Raw genomic sequence first — 21,148 nt, forward strand, 5'->3', positions numbered from 1 at the left:
GCGCTTCTGTTGCGCGAAGGATCTCCCGCGATGTTTCGGATTGAAAATGCAGTTGCGAGGCTCTTCGGCCCATGTCGGTGGAGTTCCTCGTGAAGGAGCCTGACCAGCGGCGACTAAGTCTGAAATACCTCGGGAGATCCTTCGGCCAAAGGATGGCCTTCAGGATGACAGGTCGTCCGCAGTATTCAAGTCCTTGGGCGTTCATTTCTCCACTCCGAATGTACTTGCTGGATCATCCGGATCAAGCGACACAGACTCCAACGACGTCCGCCGTTGCGCGCTCCCGAATACCGCGGGCAAAACCAGCAACGTCGCCACAGTCGCCGCGATCAATCCACCGATGACTGCGCGGCCCAGCGGAGCCGTCTCGGCGCTGCCTCGTCCAATGCCCAGCGCCATCGGCAACATACCGGTGATCATTGCCAAGCTAGTCATCAGTACCGGTCGCAAGCGCTCGCCCGCCGCATTCCTCGCAGCGGCGCTTGCTTCCTGATCTTTCCTGCGATTCTGCTCGGCAAATGTCACGAGCAAAATCGCATTCGCGACGGCTACGCCGATTGCCATGATTGTTCCCATGAAGCTTTCGAGATTGAGGCTGGTGCCTGTAATCAGCAGCATCAAGGCGGCGCCCGCGAGCACTGCTGGCACTGTCGAGACCACCACAAATGCCAATCTCAGGGATTGAAAGTTTGCCGCGAGCAACAGCAGAATGACAAGGATGGCGATTCCCAATCCGACACTCAGATTTCCGAAGATCTGATTCATGGCCGCGATCTGTCCGCGCACTTGCACGGTAACTCCGCGGGGGGGAGTGCCCGACCGCTGAATGGCGCGTTGTACGTCACGCGCTGCGCGGCCTAAATCGGCGCTTCCCAAGTTAGCCGAGAGCACGATCATCCACAAGCCATTCTGGCGATCGAGTTCGCCGGGCACACTGCTGGAACGCACGCTGGCGACTTGGCTCAGCAGAGGACGCGCTCCCGTTGAACTGGCCACTGGAATGTTCTGAACGGCCTGGATCGACGTCATCTCCGGCTGCGGAATCTGCACCTGGACCTGATAGCTCACTCCCGATCTGGGATCGCGCCAATAGTTCGGTGCGACAAACCGGCTCGAAGCGGTCGCCGCGACCACAGCTTGTCCGACCTGATCGGCCGTGGTTCCCAACTTACCCGCAAGCACACGATTTACGTTGACGTCGATCGTCGGAGCATGGAGCGGTTCAGCAAATTCGAGATCGCGCAATTCCTCGACCCTGGCCAATTCCTGGCGTAGCTTTTCTGCGTGGCCAAGCACGTCGTTGTACTGCGGCCCGGTGGTCGCGACATCGATGACCGTAGGTGAGCCGAAGCTCAGGGTCTGGCCAATCAGGTCTCCGGGTTCGAACGAAAAACGCGTTCCGGGAAACTGCTTCGCGAAGCGCGCTCGCAGTTTCTGTTCGAGATCGCGCACGGACATACCGCTTTCGGGACGCAAAGAAACGTTCATCACCGCTTCCTGTGGGCCGCCGGTCCACAGAAATACCGTGTTGATCGGATACGACGAGCCCTGGGTTCCCACGTAACTCAGCGTGAGATCGACAGCATTGCCCGCTTCCTCATGAATCGCATTCAACACCTCGCGCGCAAGCTGTTCCGTAACGGGAACGCGCGTGCCATCGGCGGCGTCGATGCGCAAGCGGAACTGGTTTGTTGCCGAAGAGGGGAAGATCTCGCGTCGGAGCAAAGGAACGGTAACAACCAACAACAAAATGCAAGCCGCAGAATATATTCCAAGCAAAAGCGCGCGGTTACTCAGTCCCCGGTCCAACACGCGAAGGAATCTCTGACGAAAACGCTCGAAGCGCGTTTCGGATGTAGATCCCTGCTCCGCGTGCTCGGGCTTGAGCAGCCAATTCGAGAGTACCGGCACGAGCGAACTCGACAGCAAATAGGAAGCAGCCATCGAGAAGCCCACCGCCAAAGAAAGCGGCACGAACAGTGCTCGCGCGGCACCGGCCATGAAAAATGAAGGGACGAAGACGGCGAGCACGCTGAGCATTGCCAGAAATCTCGGGGTCGCTACCTCGCGGCTGGCTTCGAGAATGGCCCGCGCTTTGTTCTCTTCTGCAGCAAAATGGACGTAGATGTTTTCCAGTGCGACAGTGCCTTCATCGACGAGAACGCCGATCGCGAGCGCCAGCCCGCCGAGCGTCATGATGTTGATCGTCTGCCCCACTGCCCAGAGCGCAACCACCGCGATCAGAAGCGCTAGAGGAATTGTGATCACCACGATCAGTGAACTTCTCCAGTCGCGCAGAAAAAGAAACAGCGTGAGTCCGGTAAGGATCGCGCCGAGAATGCCTTCGCGCAGCACCGACGACAGGGCGTCGCGCACATACTGCGACTGATCGAACTCATAGCTGATCTTGATGTCTTCGGGCACGAGCGACTGGAATCGCGGCAGGCTCTCCCGTACCTCGCGCACCACGTCGAGCGTGGAAGCATCCGGACGTTTCGTTACGGGAATATAGACAGTGCGCTTGTCATTGAGCAGCGCATATCCGGCAAGGATGTCCGAAGAATCTGAGACGCTTCCTACATCGCGCAAATACACCGCAGCGCCTGGTCCAGTGCGCAGAGGGATCTCGAGCAGGTCCGAAATCTGGCGAACTGTGGTGTCGGTTGTGACCATCTCCGAGTACTGTCCGATGTTCGCGTTCCCGGCCGGCTCAATGCTGTTGCCGGAGAGCACTGCTTGAACGACCGATTGCGGTGACAGCCCGTAAGCGTGGAGCTTCTCCGGACGCACGCTGATCACGATCGTGCGCTGATTGCCGCCGAACGGCGGTGGCGAGGAAACTCCCGGCAGCGTGGCAAAAATGGGACGCACGCGGTTGAGTGCCAGGTCCTGAATTTCGCCTAAAGTGCGCGAGGGCGACGAGAACACGAGATAGCCCACCGGCAAAGTGCCGGCGTCGTAGCGAATCACGAATGGCGACACCGTGCCCGGCGGCATAAACGCTCGCGCGCGATTCACATATGAGATCGTCTGTGCCAGCGCCTCGCTCATGTTCGTTCCAGGATGGAAGCTGAGGCGCAGGAGCGCATTGCCTTGGATCGACTTGGCCTCGACGCTCTCGATACCGTTGATGTAGAGGAAGTGATACTCGTAGTAATACGAGATGAATCCTTCCATCTGCTGCGGACTCATGCCTCCGTACGGCTGCGCAACATAGATGACAGGAAGGTTCAAATCGGGAAAGATATCAACGCGCGTGCGCAACAAGGCGAGAATCGAACACAGCGCAAATCCGAGCACCACGATGACGGTGCTGATGGGCCGGCGAAGCGCTGTGCGAATGAGCCACATAGTTCTATTGCGTACCGCTCGATGCCTTTTCGGCGTCTGCCAGAAATGAAGTGAGATCACCCGCAGCGAAGCCGGTTGCCAGCAACGCTCTCCACACGCTCAGCCTGGCAACAGCCTCTTCACTCTCCGCGTTTACGAGTAACTGCTGCGCATCCGCCAATTCGACCAGAGTTGCAAGTCCGGACTTGTACCTCGCTTCGGCCTGACGGTCGCTCTGTTGCGCAGCGGACAACTCAAGCTCGGCATTTTTCGCAATTTCGATTGAAGTTTCGAGCGAAGTTCTTGCCCGCTGCTCTGCCGCGGTGAGCTGTTGAACGGTTCCTTCGTACGCTGCCCGCGCGCTGCGTTCGTTTGCGGCTTCGATTTGTTTGCGAGCGCGAAGCGAGAAGATATCGAACGGAGAAAATGTCGCAGTAATGCCGAGAGCCCAGTTGTAGCGATCAGGGACCAGTCCATTGTCTCCTCCGAGAAACTGGCCGGTGTTGTTCAATCCACTGCCGCGTCCGGAAATGCCGGATTGGAGCCGGAACTGCGGAACGTAGCTGCGATCGAGCGCGTGCTCTCGCGCCTGGCTCTGCTCGACCTCGCTGAAAGCGAACCTGGCAGCAGGATTCATTTTTATGTTCGGTTCTGTAACGGGAACAGTGGGCGCCACAATCGAGAGCGATCCTGGAGCGATTTCCACATTCTGCCCTGCAATCCCGAGAGCCTCTGCCAGTTGAATGAGCGTATCTTGTTCTGCCTGCTTCGCGCGCAGGAATTGTGTGCGTGCCGCAGCAAGCTCGGCATCGGCACGCGAGGCGTCGGCTCCGGGACGAAGCTGGTTATCAACGAGCACATGAATGGACTTGGCCAAAGTCTCGCGGCGATCGACATTGGCTTTCGCGGAAAGGGTCAGCCGCTGTGCCGCAGCCGCTTCGAGAAACGCGTTCGCGGCATTCGCCTCTACGTCCAACTTCGTGACTTCCAGTTGCGCTTCGGCGGCGTGCTCTCCGGCGCGAGCAACGTTCACGTTGGCAGCGCGAAGTCCAAAATCGAAAGGCTGCCACGAGAGCAGAGCGCCAGTTCCCGTGTTCCAAGCGCTCCGTCCTGAAGTGTCCGGCAGAACGGTTCCTGAAAGCGATGGCAGAACGCTTTGCGGCAGCAGTTGTCCGGTGATGTTGTTGTAAGTGCCGCGATTCGATTGCCACATCATGTCGGTATGCGGCAGGTAATCAGTCCGAGCAAGTTTGACTCCGGCTTGAGCCGCGATCAGTTTCTGCGCAGCCGCGCGTGCCTGCGGATAATGCCCAAGCGCGAACTCGACCGCTTGCCTCAAGGTGAAGGAATTCGGCGGAGATGACCCGGGCGCCTGTTGAGCGGCGAGGCTGATTGTCCAAACAATCAGCGAGACGAAAACAATCTGTTTCTTCATTGTTTGTGCCTCGCCCTGCCGGTCCGCTTTCCTGCATGCTGATCCTCAAACAGTTCAGAGAAGAGCTCCCATACTTTCTGCTTCGCCGCTGCCAAAGCCTTTTCTCCGGCGCGCGTGGCACGATAAATTCGGCGACGCCTGCGTCCGTTTCGTTCCTCCCGCGAGCGAAGCAGGCCGCTCACCTCCAGGCGATGCAGCATGGGATAGATGGTGCCTGCACTCAGTTTGTAGCCGTGTCGTCCCAACTCTTCGATCATTCCCAGGCCGAAGATCGATTCTTCGCAGGCGTGGTGGAGAATGTGCAGCCGAATGAGCCCAGAGTAGAGGTCCTGGTAACGATCTTCGGCTATGGTGAAATGACGTGCCACAGGTTCGTCCCGTCCTGCACCTCAGACAGGCATTCAAAAATATCGAAGCACGATATCGAAATTCGTTATAAAGAGCAAATGCGCAAGAGTGCAAAAATGACGCGGGTAGGGCAAAGAGAGTTCCTTACTGCAGGGGCAGCAAATGCCGCGAGTCGCGAAGCGTAACTGGGCGAATGCCATTCAGTTGCCGCGGCTGAGGTGGGCTGTCTTCCTTTCGCGAGTTGGCGGGCTGCCATAGACGAGCATCAATCCGTTGTTCACGACTTTGACGGTGGTAAGCTTGCCGTGAACCGACATTCCCCACAGCTCCGCGGGGTCCATAAGGATGTCATTCTTCGTAGCTTGCAGACCTTTATTTGGATCCTTGCCTACAACGTTGCCGGGATTCATGCCCAGCATGTCCGCCAAGCCCTTCATCGGAAATTTGTCGACTTTCATCGACTGCTCATGCAGATCGATGAGGCCGGCCGGCGTAAGGCTGACTGGTCCCTTGATTTCGAAGTGGACAGGGATCGCCTTCTTTAGGCGTCCGGAAATTTTGATCTCGTCTCCCTCGGTTTCCAACGCAAGGTCGTTCAGCTTGTCGTTCTTTATGTGAGTCTTCAGCAGCTTGCTCAAATCTTGCGCGCGAATGAAGGCGCTGCCGGAGCGCACAATTACATCTTCGATCTGCTTTGGCCCACGGTTGGCGCCTGCCTGAGCGGGCTTCCCTGATTCGATTTCGGAATCGAAGCTGGAGAGGTTAATGGGCACTCCGTCCTTGGTGAAGAGCGTCCCGGAACGGATGATGAGACGCCGCTCTTCAGTGCCTGGGCTCCTGGCGTTGTGCTTGTCGACCTCGGCCACAGTGGCGCCGATCCCGGCGCACGTGAGCACCGCGAACGCTAGAGGTCGTTTCCAGTTCATGGATCGGAGCAGCATGGCAAGTGTTTGCGTTCTATGACATTGGATGCGAGATCGCGCGCATGCAGTGCTCCTCAACCTGCACCATCACAAGGGCAGTGAATGGGTGCGCCTCACGCTAAAAAAAGATCCATAGGAACAAGTGGAGGACAACAATTTGGGCTTCCCTCGTTTTGTTCTGCGGTTTGTCCAGCCGCTTCACGATTCAGGAACTCAGGGAAGCGCGAAGGCGACCAGCGCGTCGCTCAACTTTTCTCCATCGATCTTCGCATGCCCGCCGGCTGCGATTACGACGTACTGCTTTCCTCCGATTTGGTAGGTCATCGGGGTGGCGTGTCCTGGAGCAGGCAACTGTGCCTTCCAAAGTTCCTTGCCGGTTTCGGTGTCGAACGCGCGGAGGTACGGATCGAAGGCGGTTCCGGCAACAAATACCAATTTGCCCGCGGTCACGATGGGACCACCGAGCGTGATGTCTCCTGGCGGCAAGGCTGGGTTCATGGAGCCGAGTGGGACTTGCCACTTGATCGTGCCGCGTACCATGTCGACGGCGGTGAGCATGCCCCAGGGCGGTGGAATGCATGGAATGGATTTCGGCGAGAACATTGGACGACGAAACATCGCGTAGGGCGCGCCGATTTGGGATCCGTATTCGCCCTGTTCCGAGATGCGCTCGTTGGTTCGCTTGCCGCGCGCGTCGAAATCCGCACGGGGTATCAAGCGCACTTTGAAGGGCAGATTATTGACGTTCGCGAACAGCACGCCCGCGTTCGGATCAAAGGCGTAGCCGCTCCAATTCATGCCGCCGATATTGCCTGGCACAGCCAGAATTCCGTTGACGCTCGGCGGGGTGAAGATGCCATCCAGGCGCAGGCTTCCCAGTTGCTTTCGGCACGCCTCGCGCTCTTCCGCGTTGATCCCCCAGGCGTCGTCGGCCGAGTACTTCTGTTTCACGAGCGGCGGCGGGGCCACAGGAGACGGCTGGGTTGGCGAAGCGGCCTCGCCGGGAATGTCGCTCTTTGGAACTGGGCGCTCTTCGACTGGGAAGACCGGTTTTCCGGTATCGCGATCGAGCACGAAAAGGAATCCGGTCTTGTCACCAATGATGACTGCCGGCACTTTCTTGCCATCGTGTTCTATGGTGGTCAGCAGCGGCGGCGAGGCGACGTCGTAGTCCCAGAGATCGTGATGCACGAGTTGGAATCCCCAGACGAATTCCCCGGTCTCGGCGCGCAGTGCCACGATCGAGTTCGCCCACTTGTTGTCGCCTGGACGCTCACCGCCAAAGAAGTCGGGGCTGGCGCTGCCGGTGGGAATGAAGATCAGATGACGTTCTGGATCGACGGTCATGATCGACCACGCGTTGGCGGCGCCGCTCTTCCACTTCGCATTTGCAGATGTGTTCGGCGGGATGGGATCCCAGCTCCAGCGCAATTTTCCGGTGCGCACGTCGAAAGCTCGCACTACGCCGCTGGGCATGTTGTTGCGCGTGTTGTCGTCGATGGCTGAGCCGACAATCACGACGTCGTCGACCACGGCTGGCGGTGAGGTCAGGTGATACCAGCCGGCGTGGAATCCAGGAACGTCGCGCAGGGTGACTTCGCCGTTGCTGCCGAAATCGGGGCAAGCTTTGCCGGTTGCAGCATCGATGGCCACCAGACGCGCGTCGATCGTCGCCTCGAAAATGCGTCTGCGGCATGGCTTCGCAGTCGGCGATTTCTGGTTTTTATCTCGCTCTACTGAATCGTTATCCAGCCACGTTGCGACGCCGCGATTAGTGAGCCCGTCGCCTGATTGCCAGGTCTGGTCGATTTTCGGGTCGTAGGCCCAGCGCTGCTTTCCCGTTACGGGATCGAGGGCGACGATGCGGTTGAACGGAGTCGTGAGGTAGAGCGTGCCGTCCACCATGATGGGCGTGCTCTCGAAACCGCTGCGTCGCCGCTCTCCTTTGCCGTCGGAGATGTCACCGGTGTGAAATGTCCACGCCACCTGCAGCTTGTTGACATTCTCGTGGTTGACCTGCGTCAGCGGCGAATAACGCATGCCGCCAGGATCGTTACCGTAGTTCGGCCACTCGGAAGCTTCAGAGGAAATCGTCGCGATGCTCTGTGCAAGCAGCGCGGTACAAAAAAACATCCACACCAACACGATGAGAGTCTTTTTCATTGCTCGTCTAAGAGTAAAGCACCGGAGTTGAGAACGGTCACTCTGAAATCCTGCGGAGCTACGAAGGCGGGAAACTGCAGCGAAAATTGAAAGGCCGGTGGACTCTGTCCACCGGCAAATGGCGGCTTGCGCCCGCAATAGCTATGGCAGGTAATATCGGAAGGAAGTCCAAACCGTGCTGTCGACCGCTGTAGGAGAGCCTCCGGTGCCGCGCCAGGTGTCCTTGGTGAAATACGAATACTGCACAGCCTGGCGGAGGCGTCCTCGGTTTCCTTTGTAGAAGTCGTACCAGTAGCCGAGGCTGAGCTCCTTTACGGCGCGCGTGTCGGGGCTGCAGTTTGCCGGTCCTATTGCGGTGGAGGCGCCGCCTGCTGCGGGCGCAACCTCGGTGGAACAGCCGGTTGAAGCCAGCGTCGGGCGACCGTATCCAAGCTGAGTGGTGCCGACGGTGTAGAGAGCGCGTCCGACGTAATCGCCGCCGTAGTAGGTGAACAGGTCAAGCTTGGGAGTAGCATGGAATTCGAGGCTTCCCAAAGCGGAACCACCGCGGAGCGGCTCGAAGGTGCCATCGGGTTTGAAGGTTACGTCCGGCAATGTGCTGGAACCGTAGCGGCCTACGCCTGCTCCGGCGAGAACGTGCAGCCCAACGTCGAGCTTCTTGTGGAACGTCGGCACGCGAATGTTGCCGCCGATTCCGCCGCCGGTCGCCGTTGAATTAAAGACCCCAGCCGCGCTCTTGGTTCCCGCGTTCGGATAGACGCGGTCACGGAAGAAGCGGGCAATGCCGTAGATCTCGTAATGTCCCCAGCCGGGTTCGAAAGCGGCTTTAGCGACGAAATCAGGCGAGATGTTGAAGCTGTAATTGGCTTGATTGTTCATCAAGCCGCCGAGGTTTCCAGGAAGCTGATAAACCACGCCTGGTCCGGTGGTCGTACTGAGCCCGCCACCGCCAACCGTGAGCGTCTGCGGCTGCTCCGCCGCGAAGCCAATTGCAGCTTTCTTGCCGAACTCCTTTACGACGCGTGCGCCATATTGACGCTCCCAGGTGAAGCCCGCGTTGTACTGCGAATCGACGGTCATGGGAAGATTTTCGGAGCGATTGTCGAGCAGTGATTTGGTTTCGGTTGCGAGGCTCCACATCTGACCGCCAGTGAAGATCCATCCGCTCTCCGATTGCACTTGCGCGAACATCTGTCGTTGACGATTGGTGTAGCTGTTGCTCTCATTGTTGTTCGAGGTGGTACCGGCTGAGAGCCAATCGGATTCGTAATATCCACGCAGAGTAAGGGCGCCGACCTTGCCTTCGGCCAGCAGCGCAATCCGCGACTGGCGTCCGCTGGCGTTGAATTCGCTCAAATTCCCATTTTGGGTACCGTTGAAGGGAATAGAGCTGAACGGCGTGTTTTCGTCAGCCGCGAGACCACGCTGCCGCCAGATCGTTTCCGCTGCAATGAAGCTGCCGGTAGGACTGATCGTGATCCCTTTGAAGCGAAGCGTTGTGGGGCTCTCGACGGCGTCGTTCACCTTCCTCTGCTCTGACTTAATCGAATCGCTGATGCTTTGATCATTAGCTTTCAGCGAGGTGACCGTTTCTTTCAGACTAGCCACTTGAGTATTCGCGTCGTTGTTCGCAGTCTGCGCTTCGGTGGCTTTCGAGGCGGCTTCCGTGGCTTTGGCGTTTGCGTCCGCGGCGGATTGCTGCGCCTGTTGGATTTGCTGGTCGCGAGCGGCGAGCTGAGTTTGCAGCTGCTGAATCTGCCGCTGCTGCGAGGCGAGCATATCGCGCAGCTCCTGCAGCTGCGATGCGACCGAAGCCTCGCTTGCCGTGACGCCTGCACGACGACGTGCCGGTGGGCGGGTCGTCCTCGTTTTTGCGCTCGTCGCACTCTGGGCTGTGCCGGCGCCCTGCCCCATCAACATCCCGCCCGAGAGCAGACATGCCATGCCACTGCGAAGCAACAATTTCATTTCATTCCTCCCGATTGACGCTTCCTAGTGTGTGCTGAATAAAGACAGAGTGGACGTGTCAATTTGTGACGCGGACCGATTCAGTAATCATGGATCGCTTTCAGTGATAGTCATTCATCGTGAATGTCTCTTCACTGCCAGGTTAAAAGCAAGTGAATGACCTGTTGTGGGATACAAAACATCGCAGGCTCTCGGCACTAAAATCGAAGCAGACATGGAGACTCGTCCCATCAAAATCGTCGGCGCGGGACTGGCGGGATGCGAAGCGGCGTGGCAATGCGCACGCCGAGGAGTGCATGTAGTCCTTTATGAAATGCGTCCGCTGCGGACCACGCCGGCCCACCAGACCGGTGATTTTGCTGAGCTTGTCTGCTCCAATTCGCTGAAGAGCGAGAGCGAAAATACCGCGCCATGGCTGCTGAAGCAGGAGATGCGGCGTGCGGGGTCGCTGCTGCTCGAATGCGCTGATGCGACCGCGGTTCCGGCTGGTCACGCGCTGGCAGTCGATCGTGAACAGTTTTCTAAGCGGGTGATGGAAGTAATCGCCAGCGAGCCGCTTATTGAAGTTCAGCGCGAGGAGGTGCGGCGAATCGATGACAAGGCCGGAATCACGATCATCGCTACCGGCCCGCTTACGTCAGACGCTCTGTCGCAGGACATTGCCCGGCTGACAGGAAGCACACATCTGTACTTCTACGACTCCATCAGCCCAGTCGTGGAAACGGATTCCATCGATCATTCCAAGGTGTACCTTGCTGCGCGCTACGACAAAGGCACCGCCGACTACATCAATTGTCCTTTCACGAGAGAAGAATACGACCGCTTTTACGATGCGTTGATTGCCGCTCAATCAGTCGAAGGACACGAATGGGAAAAGCTCAACTACTTCGAAGGCTGTCTGCCCATCGAAGAGATCGCGCGCCGTGGACGGGATACTCTACGCTTCGGACCCATGAAGCCGGTCGGACTGAAGGATCCCAGAACGGGAAAGACGCCGTATGCGGTCGTACAGCTGCGCAGCGAGAACCTGCGGGCTGACTCATATAATCTCGTCGGCTTTCAGAACCATTTGAAATTCGCCGGGCAGGCGCGAGTGCTCCGCCTCATTCCCGGACTCGAGAATGCGCGCTTTCTTCGCTACGGTCAGATTCACCGCAACACTTATCTGAATGCTCCTGCACTGCTGCGCGAAACTCTGCAAATGAGGCAGCATGCAAACGTCTTCTTCGCTGGGCAAATCTGCGGGGTGGAAGGCTATACAGAATCGATCGCGGCAGGACTGATGGCTGGCATTCATGCGGTCACACTCGTGCTGAATGAACGCCCGATCGCGCCGCCTCGCGAGAGCGCTCTCGGATCGTTAATGCATTACATCTGCAACGCGGAAGCGAAGAGCTTTCAGCCGGCAAATATCACCTTCGATCTTCTGCCCTCGTTAGATGATGAAACGCGCAGGGTAGTGCGTGACAAACGCGAGCGGCACCGGATTCAATGCGAGCGTGCGCTCAAAGCCTTTCAGAATTGGTGGAGCAGTTTGCCATCGTCCAAAAGTGGCGCGCGAACCTGAAGTGCCTGCCAGTCCCTAAATGGAATTTTTCACCTAGTTCCGGACTAGGGTGGGCAAAAAGTTCCCAAAAAGGTAATAGCCAAACGGGTACTTTTCTCGATAAATCAACTACTTAGGGATGGCACACCAACTGCACAACTCACGGGCATGCGGCAGGAGGGCGTGGTGCCCGAACGAAGTCAGCGTGCTATCGACATCATGCGGTCTGTGCTGCCCGAAGCACGAAAAGTATCGCGGGTACATCTAACTGTTCCCGCTTCCGTGAGCTGCCCCAGCCTGAATTGTCGTGATCGCCTCGCGATCCTCCGCGATCTAAGCACAACAGGCGCTTTCTTCTATGCCGAACTCGACGCAAGCGAAGGAGCGACACTTACTCTGCAGTTTGTTCTTTCCGCTTTTGGGAAGGATATCCGCCTGGTTTGCGAAGCCACTGTAGTTCGCGTCGATCGTTTTCCGCGAGGGGCAGCGACGGGCGTCGCCGTCGAGTTCACGCACTGCGACATGCTTCCCTCGCAAACTTGTTAGCTCTCTATTCCGGATCGATATCTTTCAGCATTTCGCGAAGGCGGAGTGCGGCCGTCTGATTGGAATCGGCGCGCCAGTTGTGCTTCTCTTTTACATGCAATTCGAAGGCTGGCTTTGCCTCGCGCTGTCCAACCAGCGGATCGATTCTTCCTGCCGGAGTTAATGGAAATGTTTGTTGGCATGCTGAGCATCGCGCAACAATGATGGAGCTTCCATCGGGAATCGAGACTACAAGGGTGGGATTATTCATTTCGACCTCTTACCGGAATAACCCATTGTTTGCTGAAAGTTTGCGGAGAGGCAATAAGGTTTACGGCGGACTCAGGTTACCGGAAGGAGTGTCCGGTGGTTACTTGTTTAGCGCACTTCGAGCTTGGAGCACGCGATCGACCGCTTGCTGAACGCTATCGCCAATCGCGGAGAGGTGACCCATCTTGCGTCCGGGCCGCGGAACACTCTTTTCATACAGATGCAGGCGTACGCCGGGAATGGCCAGCGCGCGATCGAAGGCCGGCGGCTTCGGTCCAAGCCATACATCGCCAAGCAGGTTCGATATTGCCGCAGGCTTGATCACTGAAGGGTCGCCGAGGGGCAGATCGCAAATCGATCGCACCGCCTGCTCAAATTGGCTGGTAACGCAAGCGCGCTCGCTGGCGTGATAGCTGTTGTGCGGCCGCGGCGCGAGTTCGTTCACCAGCAGCTTGCCATCCTTGAGGACGAACATCTCAATCACAACCAGGCCTACCACTTGAAGCTGCTGTGCGATTTGCAGGCCGAGATCGGTTGCGCGTTTGTGCAACTCGCTCGAAACTGAAGCGGGAATCGCCGACCAGTCGAGAATCTGATTCTCGTGATGATTTAGAGCCGGCGGGTAGACCGTTGCCTCTCCTCCAGGCCGTCGTGCGACCAAGATGGAGATTTCAGAATCGAGCGGCAGCGCGCGTTCGACAACACAAGCCCGAGAGCCTAGCAGCTTCCACATCTCTTCGGCGGAGTTCGCGTTCGCCGGCTGCACCCGGATCTGGCTGCGGCCGTCGTATCCCCCAGAAGTAGATTTAATGAAGCAATCGCGGTGAAACTGCTCGACTGCAGATGTGATCTCGGAGGCGGTGGTCGCTGGACGCCATTCCCCAATCGGGAATCCGCTCGTTTGCAGCCAATGCTTTTGACGAATGCGATCCTGCACAATGTTCAACACGGCGGCATCCGGACGAACCGGCGCATAGCGCGCAGCTTCCTCAAGACTGGCAATCGCAATCTGCTCGATTTCAAGCGTCACTACATCTGATCCGCGAGCCAGATGCGCAGCAGCATTCACGTCGTTGTAGGCGGCAGTGAAACAGCTATCGACAACAAAGCTCGCCGGACACGAGCGGTCAGGATCAAGGACCTGCACACGATATCCGAGCGAGCGTGCTGCCATCGCCGTCATGCGGCCGAGCTGACCGCCTCCGAGAATGCCGATGGTTGCGCCGGGAAGGATGGCGCTCACGAAGGCAGCTCCATTTTGAGCACTTCGGCCTGCCGCGCCGCACGCCACGCGCGAATTCGCTCTCGTAGCTCAGCATCTTTGAGCGCACATATCGAAGCCGCGAGGAGTCCAGCATTTGCGGCGCCCGGCTGTCCGATCGCGAGTGTGCCGACTGGAACTCCTTTGGGCATCTGCACGATCGAGAGGAGAGAATCGACGCCGTTGAGCAGCGTGGCAGGAACCGGGACTCCCAAAACGGGAAGAATGGTTTTTGATGCAACCATTCCGGGAAGATGAGCAGCGCCTCCGGCGGCCGCGATAATCACCTGCAGTCCGCGTTTTTCGGCGGTCGATGCGTATTCGAACATCCAGTCTGGAGTGCGGTGCGCGGAGACGATACGCTTCTCGAAGGAAACCTGCAGATCGCGAAGAATTTCGATCGCGGGCTCAAGGATTTGATAGTCGCTGCGACTGCCCATGATCACGCCGACCAGCGGCGAGGTGGATGTCATGGGTAAATCTTAGCAGTCGGCATTCGGCCAACTAAAGAAAGGCAAAACACGACACGGATGGCACGGATTGAACGGATCACACGGACGGCAAAAAGGATAACGTTCTTGCTATCTGGTTAAGCCAATTGCTGATTGCCGACTGCTGAATGCCTTTTTCCCTGAATCTCAATGTACACGTTGATCAACGACACAGCGGCCGGCGTGACTCCCGGAATGCGAATTGCGTGTCCAAGCGTGCGCGGACGCACGCGCGTGAGCTTTTCGTTCATCTCTCGCGATAGCCCGCTGACTTGCGAGTAGTCGAACCACTCTGGGATTGCGCGCTCTTCGGCTTTCTTCAGGCGCTCGATCGATCGCTCCTGCTGCTGGAGGTATCCGGCGTACTTGATCTCCGTTTCGACAGACTTCAATTCATTGCGCGCTTGTGCGGAAAGATGTTGCGACGGTGGCGAATCGCACGCCTCGAAGAATGTCGGCATGAGTTCTTGCAGAGCTGGAGCGAACATCTCGATGGTGATCTCCGGGCGCTTCAGTAGCTGCGCATACGTCTGTCCCGCTGCATTTGCGAGCGATGCGACAATCTCCGGCGCAATGTGGGCAAGCTTCTCTGTATTTGCCTTCGTGGTTACGAGAAGCTTGTGCATGGCGGACGCACGCTCTTGCTTTGCCAAATAATCGCGCCAGGCTTCGTCTGAAATGAGGCCGAGCTTTCGACCATATGGCGTGAGCCGACGATCAGCGTTATCGATGCGCAGTTGCAGGCGGAACTCCGCGCGCGAAGTGAACATTCGATACGGTTCGTTCGTGCCTTTGCTGATGAGATCATCGATCAGAATCGCCGTGTAGCCTTCTGTGCGATCGAGCACGAATGGCGGCTCGCCTTTAACTGTTAGCGCAGCGTTGATTCCCGCCATGATCCCCTGGCACGCAGCCTCTTCGTAACCAGAGGTTCCGTTAATTTGGCCGGCCAGGAAAAGACGCGAAATCTTCTTGGTCTCCAGCGTGCGTTCGAGTTCGGTGGGATCGATCGAGTCGTACTCGATGGCGTAGCCAGGCCGCAGCATCTCTGCGCTTTCGAGTCCCGGAATGGACTTGATCATCGCGAGCTGTACGTCGATGGGCATCGACGTCGACATGCCGTTTACGTAGATCTCGTGCGTGTTCAGTCCTTCGGGCTCAAGAAAGAGCTGGTGCTGCAACTTGTCAGGAAACTTTACGATCTTGTCTTCGATTGACGGGCAATAGCGCGGACCGATGGATTGAATCTGCCCCGAGTACATCGGCGAGCGATGCACGTTCTCGCGAATGATGCGGTGCGTCTCTTCTGTGGTGAAAGCGATGTAGCACGGGACCTGCTTCTGCGCGATCGTCTTCGTGCGAAAGCTGAACGGAGTCGGGTCGTCATCGCCTGGCTGCACAGGAAAGCGCGACCAGTCGATAGTGCGGCCATCGAGCCGCGGCGGCGTGCCCGTCTTCAGCCGACATCCGCGGAGGCCGAAGAGCTTCAGTGATTCCCCGAGCAGCTGTGACGGCGGTTCCCCCGAACGTCCCGCGGGATAAGTCTGTTCGCCGCAGTGAATCAGTCCGTTTAGGAACGTGCCCGTGGTGATGACTACCGCTCCTGCTCGCACCACACGTCCGTCGCGTAGCTTTATGCCTCTTGCAACGCGAGTTGAGCGACAAGGCTCCTCGCCATGCTTCGAAAATCGCGAAGGATGGGGAACACGGCTTTCGGGAACCGCGTCTTCGACAATCAATTCGGCAACTTCGGCTTGCTTGATGAAGAGATTCTGTTGACCTTCCAACACCTCGCGCATCTTCAAGCGGTATTGCTGTTTGTCGCACTGAGCGCGCGGTGACCAGACGGCTGGTCCGCGCGAAGTATTGAGCAAGCGGAATTGGATCCCGACACCATCAGTAACTTCACCCATAATTCCGCCAAGCGCATCGACTTCACGGACCAGATGTCCTTTGGCGATTCCTCCCACGGCGGGATTGCACGACATTTGCGCGATGAGATCGACGTTCAAGGTGAACAGGGCGGTCTTGAGGCCCATCCGGGCACCGGCCATGGCGGCTTCGCATCCGGCGTGTCCGGCCCCGACTACAACCACGTCATATTGTTCGGTGAACGACATCTGCTACCAGTATTTTATCTTCTTGGGAATCGAAGCACCCAGTTCAAAGCTCTATAAGCGTATGAAATTCGCGCGTTGGACGTTCTTGCTCGCTGGCATTTGGGGAATCGTCGTGCTGTCTCCGCTTTACTTTCTGGAGAAGTTCATCGGTGCCCAGCATCCGCCGGCGATTACTCACCCAGAGTACTTCTATGGGTTTATCGGCGTTGCGCTCGCATGGCAGATTCTGTTCCTCATTATCGCCAGTGATCCTGCCCGCTATCGCGGCGTAATGCTGGTGGGCACGATCGAGAAGTTCGCCTTCGTCCTTGCAGTGTACGTATTATTCGCAAAGCAGCGCGTTGAGGCTTCAATCACAGTTGCAGCCACGATCGACCTGCTCCTGGGAATCCTTTTCATCATTGCGTACGTGAGAACATCCGCTGTGGGGCCCTCCCCGCGATCGGCCGAGGAACCCGAGCTCGCTGAGGGATCCTGCCCCGTAAGCTGCTGATTCTACACGTCCGATTGCGCGCGACTTTCACTGGCCAAGCAGGTCTGCATAGAATAGAGGTGACACTCTCCCTTTGAGGTGACGTATGAAGCCTAAATTCATCTTGGCGGCGACTCTGGTGTTCGCAGCTCTTGTAGGCACCGGTATCGCGCAATCGTATGGGGTGGCCGACAAGAATGGTGATCAGGGACGGAACGTCACCGGCCAGGTACTCACTAAGTCCGATTCCCCGCTGTCCGAAGCCATCGTTTACCTCAAAAACACGAAGACACTCACCATCAAGAGCTTTATTACCGAAAAGGACGGCGGCTATCGCTTTCACGGACTGTCGCAGAATGTCGATTACGAGATCTACGCCGACTATCGAGGACAAAAGAGTTCAACGAAGACGATCAGTTCGTTCGATAACCGAAACAACATCACGCTGAATATCCGGATCGACACTCAGTAGATTCCGACTGTGCGCCGGGCTCGACGCAGCTAGTCCTTTTCCGCCCCTACTAGTTGCGCGCCGCGCTTCGGTCGACGATTGGCGTGAAGGATTTTCTTTCGAAGACGCAATGTTTTCGGCGTCACCTCGACGAACTCGTCATCAGAAATGAATTCGATTGCCTGCTCGAGATTCAAGGCTTTGAAGGGCACCAGCCGAATCGCTTCATCGGCGGTCGATGCGCGCATATTGGTCAGCTTCTTCTCGCGTACGACATTCACGTCGAGATCAACGTCGCGGGCGTTCTCGCCGATGATCATGCCTTCATAAACGTCGGTACTGGGTCCGACAAAAAGTTCGCCTCGCTCCTGCAGGTTGAAAAGTGCGTAGGCGGTCGCAACGCCGGGACGATCGGCGACCAGTGCTCCTGTTATTCGCTGCGGAATCTCGCCCTGATATTCCGTGTAACCATCGAACAACGAGTTCATGACGATGGTGCCGCGGGTGTCGGTGAGCAACTCGCTCCGCAGGCCGATCAGACCACGGCTGGGCACGCGAAATTCGAGGCGCACTCGTCCGTAGCCATGATTGTGCATCTTGGTCATCTCTCCCTTGCGCGGGCCGAGCTTCTCGATGACGACTCCGACGAAATTTTCAGGGATGTCGATACTCAGGTGTTCGACCGGTTCCATCAGCTTGCCCTCGATCTTGCGCGTGACGATCTCCGGTTTGCCGACCATGAGTTCGTAGCCTTCGCGTCGCATTGTCTCAATCAGGATCGATAGCTGCAGCTCGCCGCGACCCATTACCTTGAAGCTGTCGGTATTTGCGGTCTCTTCCACTTTGAGGCTCACGTTAGTGAGCAGTTCCTTTTCGAGACGCTCACGCAGGTTGCGCGAGGTGACGTATTGACCTTCTCGTCCGGCGAATGGAGACGTATTCACGGTGAACTGCATGGCGATCGTCGGTTCGTCAATCACGATCGGCGGCAGCGGCGCAGGCGACTCGATTCCTGTAATCGTCTCCCCGATCGTGATCCCGGTGACTCCTGCAATGGCAACGATGTCGCCGAGTTCGGTTTTGTCGATATCGACGCGCTTGAGGCCGCTAAACGAGAACAATTTCGTGATCTTTACCGGCTGGATCGTTCCATCGCGCTTCGCGATCCCGACCTCTTCTCCGTTTTTCAGCGCGCCGTTGAACACCCGTGCAATTGCGAGGCGTCCCAGATAGTCGCTATAGTCGAGATTCGCTACCTGGATTTGCAGCGGACCGTCAGCATCGCCTTTTGGGACCGGAATGTGTTCCAGAATGGCATCGAACAGCGGCTGCAGATCGCGTCCTGCCACGTCAGTGCTGATCGATGCCGTTCCCAATTTGGCATTCGTGTAAAGAACCGGAAATCCGAGCTGGTCTTCCTTGGCGTCAAGATCGATGAACAGGTCGTAGACCTCATTTAGCACTTCTTGAGCCCGAGCGTCGGGACGATCGATTTTGTTGATCACCAGCACCGGCGGGAGTCCGGCCTCAAGAGCCTTGCTGAGTACGTATCGCGTTTGCGGCAGCGGTCCTTCACTGGCATCGACCAGCAGCATTACGCCGTCGACCATCTTCAGCGCGCGTTCAACCTCGCCGCCGAAGTCGCTGTGGCCGGGAGTATCAACAATGTTGAACTTTACATCGTGATAGAAGATCGCGGTGTTCTTGGCCAGGATCGTGATGCCGCGCTCGCGTTCGAGCTCGTTTGAGTCCATCACGCGCTCGGCTACGACTTCGTTCGAGCGAAATGCGCCGCTCTGGCGAAGCATGGCATCGACCAAAGTCGTCTTGCCGTGATCAACGTGCGCGATGATGGCGATATTGCGGATAGAAGAATTCAAAACTGTACCTTTCCGTTGTCCTGGCTTTCAGCGTGCCCGGATTTTTGCTTTCCTGCGTTGAGCACGAGATGCGGTCCCGCCAGCGGCCTCAGCCAGCGACTTGCAAATATTCTCCATTCGGTCACGCTGATGCAGCTTCTCGCGGATGGCTTCGCACACGAATAAGCTTCTTTTGCGCGGACCCACAAGGGAGTCGATCTCGTCGGCTAATTCCTTTGGCAAACCGAAACGGATGGACGAAGAGGACATAGACAAGCAGGTTACTTCTGATGTTAACAGGGAAAGCGGATCAATCTCAGCCCTATACTGCTGTTTGCATGACTCGAACTACACAGAAATCGAAGAGCTTGAATCAGCTCCTTGAAAGCCTTTTTCCAGGCGGCGTGAACTCGCCAGTGCGGGCGTTCCGTGCGGTTGGCGGGGAGCCGCCGATCATCGTTCGCGCGAAGGGCAGTCGCATGTGGGACGCCGACGCTAATGAGTGCATCGATTACGTCGGTTCCTGGGGACCAATGATCCTGGGCCATGCCGATCCCGAGGTAGTCGCAGCAGTAAAGAGCGTTGCGGAAAACGGCACCAGCTTCGGCGCGTCGACTGCCGCTGAGGGTCAGTTAGGCGAGTTGGTTCGGGAGGCATTCCCCTCGATCGAGATGATGCGTTTCGTCAGCTCAGGAACCGAAGCCACGATGTCAGCGATTCGCCTGGCGCGCGCATTCACGGGCCGCAAGTACATCGTTAAGTTTGAGGGCTGCTATCACGGCCATGCTGACTCGCTACTGGTGAAAGCCGGTTCGGGAGTAGCTACTCTTGGCATTCCTGGATCGGCAGGTGTGTTGGAAGAGCAGGTGCAGTTCACTCTCGCGCTGCCGTTCAACTCGATCGGGGCTGTAGAAGAGGCTTTTGCGCGTTATCGCGACCAGATTGCAGCAATCATTGTCGAACCAGTGGTCGGGAACATGGGTTGTGTTCCACCCCGACCTGGATATCTGCAGAGACTGCGCGAAATCGCGCAAGCCTCTGGCGCACTGCTGATTTTTGATGAAGTCATGACCGGTTTTCGTCTTGCTTACGGAGGAGCGCAGGAGCTCTACGGAATTGTCCCGGACCTTACCACTTTGGGAAAGATCATCGGCGGCGGTCTTCCCGTGGGAGCTTACGGCGGGCGCGCAGAGATCATGCGCATGATCGCGCCCCTTGGTCCCGTGTATCAGGCGGGCACGTTGAGTGGCAATCCGCTCGCGATGGCAGCAGGCGTCGCCACCCTGTGCCGGGTGAAACGCGACGAAAAACAGATTTACGCTGCGCTGGAAAATAGGTCCGAGACCTTGGTGCGAGGAGTGGCTGATCAGGCCAAAAGGCACGGCGTTCCAGTGACAACGAATCGGGTAGGTTCGATGTTCACGTGGTTTTTTCAGGACGGCGAAGTGCGGGATTACGAAGATGCGTGCCGATCCGATACCAGCGCCTTCGCACAATTCCATCGCGGAATGCTGGAGCGCGGAGTCTATCTGCCACCCTCCCAGTTCGAAGCGGCATTTCTCAGCGCAGCACATTCGGATGCTGACATTAAACGAACCATTGAAGTGGCTCACGCAGCTTTCCAGAGCCTCAGAAGCTAACTTGGCGACGATTGTTCTACCAGTCCTTCGTAAAGCCTGTCCAATAGTCGAACGACTTGCACCCGTCGTCGTGTTCCGATTTGGAATACAGGGTTACGTACGTGAGAGCGCGCATGCGTCCGAAGGTGCGCCGGTCGGGCGTTGAGGGGATGACGTCGCGCCATGTTCCGGTATTGATGTAGAAGCGGTCACCGGACTCGTCACTCTTAATCAGGCACACCTCAGGAGCGTGCGTGTGCCCGGCAAGCACTAGCCGCACTTTGTTCGTTTGGATCAATTCCTCGCGCATAGCGAAGAGCTGAGGTTGATCGGGTTCTCCGCCCATCATGAAGTGGGCGATCTTACG

The 21,148-nt window shown here is 57.4% G+C and carries 17 protein-coding genes; 5 read left to right on the plus strand and 12 right to left on the minus strand.

Translation table 11 applies throughout. The features are described from left to right. Positions 1–201 precede the first annotated feature (201 nt). From VFU50_16625 to VFU50_16650, 6 genes are all read right to left on the minus strand, one after another. Positions 202–3,351 carry an efflux RND transporter permease subunit gene (locus VFU50_16625; GenBank protein HEU5234487.1) on the minus strand — a complete coding sequence of 1,050 codons (3,150 nt, stop codon included), beginning with the start codon at positions 3,349–3,351 and terminating at the stop codon, positions 202–204. Between the two features lie 4 nt (positions 3,352–3,355). After that, on the minus strand, positions 3,356–4,765 hold the full coding sequence (locus tag VFU50_16630; protein ID HEU5234488.1) for a TolC family protein: 1,410 nt from the start codon (positions 4,763–4,765) through the stop codon (positions 3,356–3,358). Further along, the gene (locus VFU50_16635; GenBank protein HEU5234489.1) at positions 4,762–5,133 is read right to left on the minus strand and encodes a helix-turn-helix transcriptional regulator; all 372 of its coding nucleotides are present in this window, start codon (positions 5,131–5,133) and stop codon (positions 4,762–4,764) included. The genes VFU50_16630 and VFU50_16635 overlap by 4 nt, the downstream gene beginning before the upstream one ends. Positions 5,134–5,313: 180 nt before the next feature. Next, positions 5,314–6,039, minus strand: coding sequence for a hypothetical protein (locus tag VFU50_16640; GenBank protein ID HEU5234490.1), 726 nt, complete (start codon positions 6,037–6,039; stop codon positions 5,314–5,316). 210 nt (positions 6,040–6,249) lie between these two features. Next, positions 6,250–8,199, minus strand: a complete 1,950-nt coding sequence (locus VFU50_16645) for a pyrroloquinoline quinone-dependent dehydrogenase (protein ID HEU5234491.1) — start codon at positions 8,197–8,199, stop codon at positions 6,250–6,252. Between the two features lie 141 nt (positions 8,200–8,340). After that, complete coding sequence (locus tag VFU50_16650; GenBank protein ID HEU5234492.1) at positions 8,341–10,167, minus strand: hypothetical protein; 1,827 nt, start codon at positions 10,165–10,167, stop codon at positions 8,341–8,343. 214 nt (positions 10,168–10,381) lie between these two features. On the opposite strand from VFU50_16650, the gene trmFO reads away from it, so the two are divergent. Then, positions 10,382–11,734, plus strand: coding sequence for a methylenetetrahydrofolate--tRNA-(uracil(54)-C(5))-methyltransferase (FADH(2)-oxidizing) TrmFO (gene trmFO, locus VFU50_16655; protein HEU5234493.1), 1,353 nt, complete (start codon positions 10,382–10,384; stop codon positions 11,732–11,734). Between the two features lie 165 nt (positions 11,735–11,899). Then, positions 11,900–12,259 (plus strand): PilZ domain-containing protein, encoded by a 360-nt coding sequence (locus VFU50_16660; GenBank protein HEU5234494.1) that lies wholly within the window; start codon positions 11,900–11,902, stop codon positions 12,257–12,259. 4 nt (positions 12,260–12,263) lie between these two features. Here the strand turns inward: VFU50_16660 and VFU50_16665 are convergent, their stop codons facing one another. From VFU50_16665 to mnmG, 4 genes are all read right to left on the minus strand, one after another. Next, entirely contained in the window at positions 12,264–12,509 is a 246-nt protein-coding gene (locus VFU50_16665; GenBank protein HEU5234495.1) for a hypothetical protein, read from the minus strand. A 99-nt stretch (positions 12,510–12,608) separates the two neighbouring features. Continuing rightward, positions 12,609–13,751, minus strand: a complete 1,143-nt coding sequence (gene purK, locus VFU50_16670) for a 5-(carboxyamino)imidazole ribonucleotide synthase (GenBank protein HEU5234496.1) — start codon at positions 13,749–13,751, stop codon at positions 12,609–12,611. Continuing rightward, on the minus strand, positions 13,748–14,242 hold the full coding sequence (gene purE / locus VFU50_16675; GenBank protein HEU5234497.1) for a 5-(carboxyamino)imidazole ribonucleotide mutase: 495 nt from the start codon (positions 14,240–14,242) through the stop codon (positions 13,748–13,750). Before purE ends, purK begins: the two co-directional genes overlap by 4 nt. 116 nt (positions 14,243–14,358) lie before the next feature. Next, positions 14,359–16,380: a tRNA uridine-5-carboxymethylaminomethyl(34) synthesis enzyme MnmG gene (mnmG, locus tag VFU50_16680; GenBank protein HEU5234498.1), complete on the minus strand. Its 2,022-nt coding sequence runs from the start codon at positions 16,378–16,380 to the stop codon at positions 14,359–14,361. 61 nt (positions 16,381–16,441) lie between these two features. On the opposite strand from mnmG, the gene VFU50_16685 reads away from it, so the two are divergent. Both VFU50_16685 and VFU50_16690 read left to right on the plus strand, forming a co-directional pair. Continuing rightward, positions 16,442–16,873, plus strand: a complete 432-nt coding sequence (locus VFU50_16685) for a hypothetical protein (protein HEU5234499.1) — start codon at positions 16,442–16,444, stop codon at positions 16,871–16,873. An 85-nt stretch (positions 16,874–16,958) separates the two neighbouring features. Beyond that, entirely contained in the window at positions 16,959–17,324 is a 366-nt protein-coding gene (locus VFU50_16690; protein HEU5234500.1) for a carboxypeptidase-like regulatory domain-containing protein, read from the plus strand. Between the two features lie 29 nt (positions 17,325–17,353). On the opposite strand, the gene typA is transcribed toward VFU50_16690, so the two are convergent. Further along, positions 17,354–19,183 carry a translational GTPase TypA gene (gene typA / locus VFU50_16695; GenBank protein HEU5234501.1) on the minus strand — a complete coding sequence of 610 codons (1,830 nt, stop codon included), beginning with the start codon at positions 19,181–19,183 and terminating at the stop codon, positions 17,354–17,356. A 317-nt stretch (positions 19,184–19,500) separates the two neighbouring features. Between typA and hemL the strand changes: the two genes are divergently transcribed. Continuing rightward, positions 19,501–20,802, plus strand: coding sequence for a glutamate-1-semialdehyde 2,1-aminomutase (hemL, locus tag VFU50_16700; GenBank protein ID HEU5234502.1), 1,302 nt, complete (start codon positions 19,501–19,503; stop codon positions 20,800–20,802). A 16-nt stretch (positions 20,803–20,818) separates the two neighbouring features. Here the strand turns inward: hemL and VFU50_16705 are convergent. Then, the coding region (locus VFU50_16705; protein HEU5234503.1) for a hypothetical protein at positions 20,819–21,148 on the minus strand (330 nt) is incomplete at its 5' end.

It is taken from the genome of Terriglobales bacterium (genome assembly GCA_035764005.1).
In the GTDB taxonomy this organism is placed as follows: Bacteria; Acidobacteriota; Terriglobia; order Terriglobales; family Acidobacteriaceae; genus Gp1-AA112.

What these genes read in the sequence shown, in the direction of transcription:
- VFU50_16625 (HEU5234487.1), bottom strand. Translation starts at nt 3,351, where the DNA reads ATGTGGCTCATTCGCACAGCGCTTCGCCGGCCCATCAGCACCGTCATC.
- VFU50_16630 (HEU5234488.1), bottom strand. Translation starts at nt 4,765, where the DNA reads ATGAAGAAACAGATTGTTTTCGTCTCGCTGATTGTTTGGACAATCAGC.
- VFU50_16640 (HEU5234490.1), bottom strand. Translation starts at nt 6,039, where the DNA reads ATGAACTGGAAACGACCTCTAGCGTTCGCGGTGCTCACGTGCGCCGGG.
- VFU50_16645 (HEU5234491.1), bottom strand. Translation starts at nt 8,199, where the DNA reads ATGAAAAAGACTCTCATCGTGTTGGTGTGGATGTTTTTTTGTACCGCG.
- VFU50_16650 (HEU5234492.1), bottom strand. Translation starts at nt 10,167, where the DNA reads ATGAAATTGTTGCTTCGCAGTGGCATGGCATGTCTGCTCTCGGGCGGG.
- trmFO (HEU5234493.1), top strand. Translation starts at nt 10,382, where the DNA reads ATGGAGACTCGTCCCATCAAAATCGTCGGCGCGGGACTGGCGGGATGC.
- VFU50_16665 (HEU5234495.1), bottom strand. Translation starts at nt 12,509, where the DNA reads ATGAATAATCCCACCCTTGTAGTCTCGATTCCCGATGGAAGCTCCATC.
- purE (HEU5234497.1), bottom strand. Translation starts at nt 14,242, where the DNA reads ATGACATCCACCTCGCCGCTGGTCGGCGTGATCATGGGCAGTCGCAGC.
- mnmG (HEU5234498.1), bottom strand. Translation starts at nt 16,380, where the DNA reads ATGTCGTTCACCGAACAATATGACGTGGTTGTAGTCGGGGCCGGACAC.
- VFU50_16685 (HEU5234499.1), top strand. Translation starts at nt 16,442, where the DNA reads ATGAAATTCGCGCGTTGGACGTTCTTGCTCGCTGGCATTTGGGGAATC.
- VFU50_16690 (HEU5234500.1), top strand. Translation starts at nt 16,959, where the DNA reads ATGAAGCCTAAATTCATCTTGGCGGCGACTCTGGTGTTCGCAGCTCTT.
- hemL (HEU5234502.1), top strand. Translation starts at nt 19,501, where the DNA reads ATGACTCGAACTACACAGAAATCGAAGAGCTTGAATCAGCTCCTTGAA.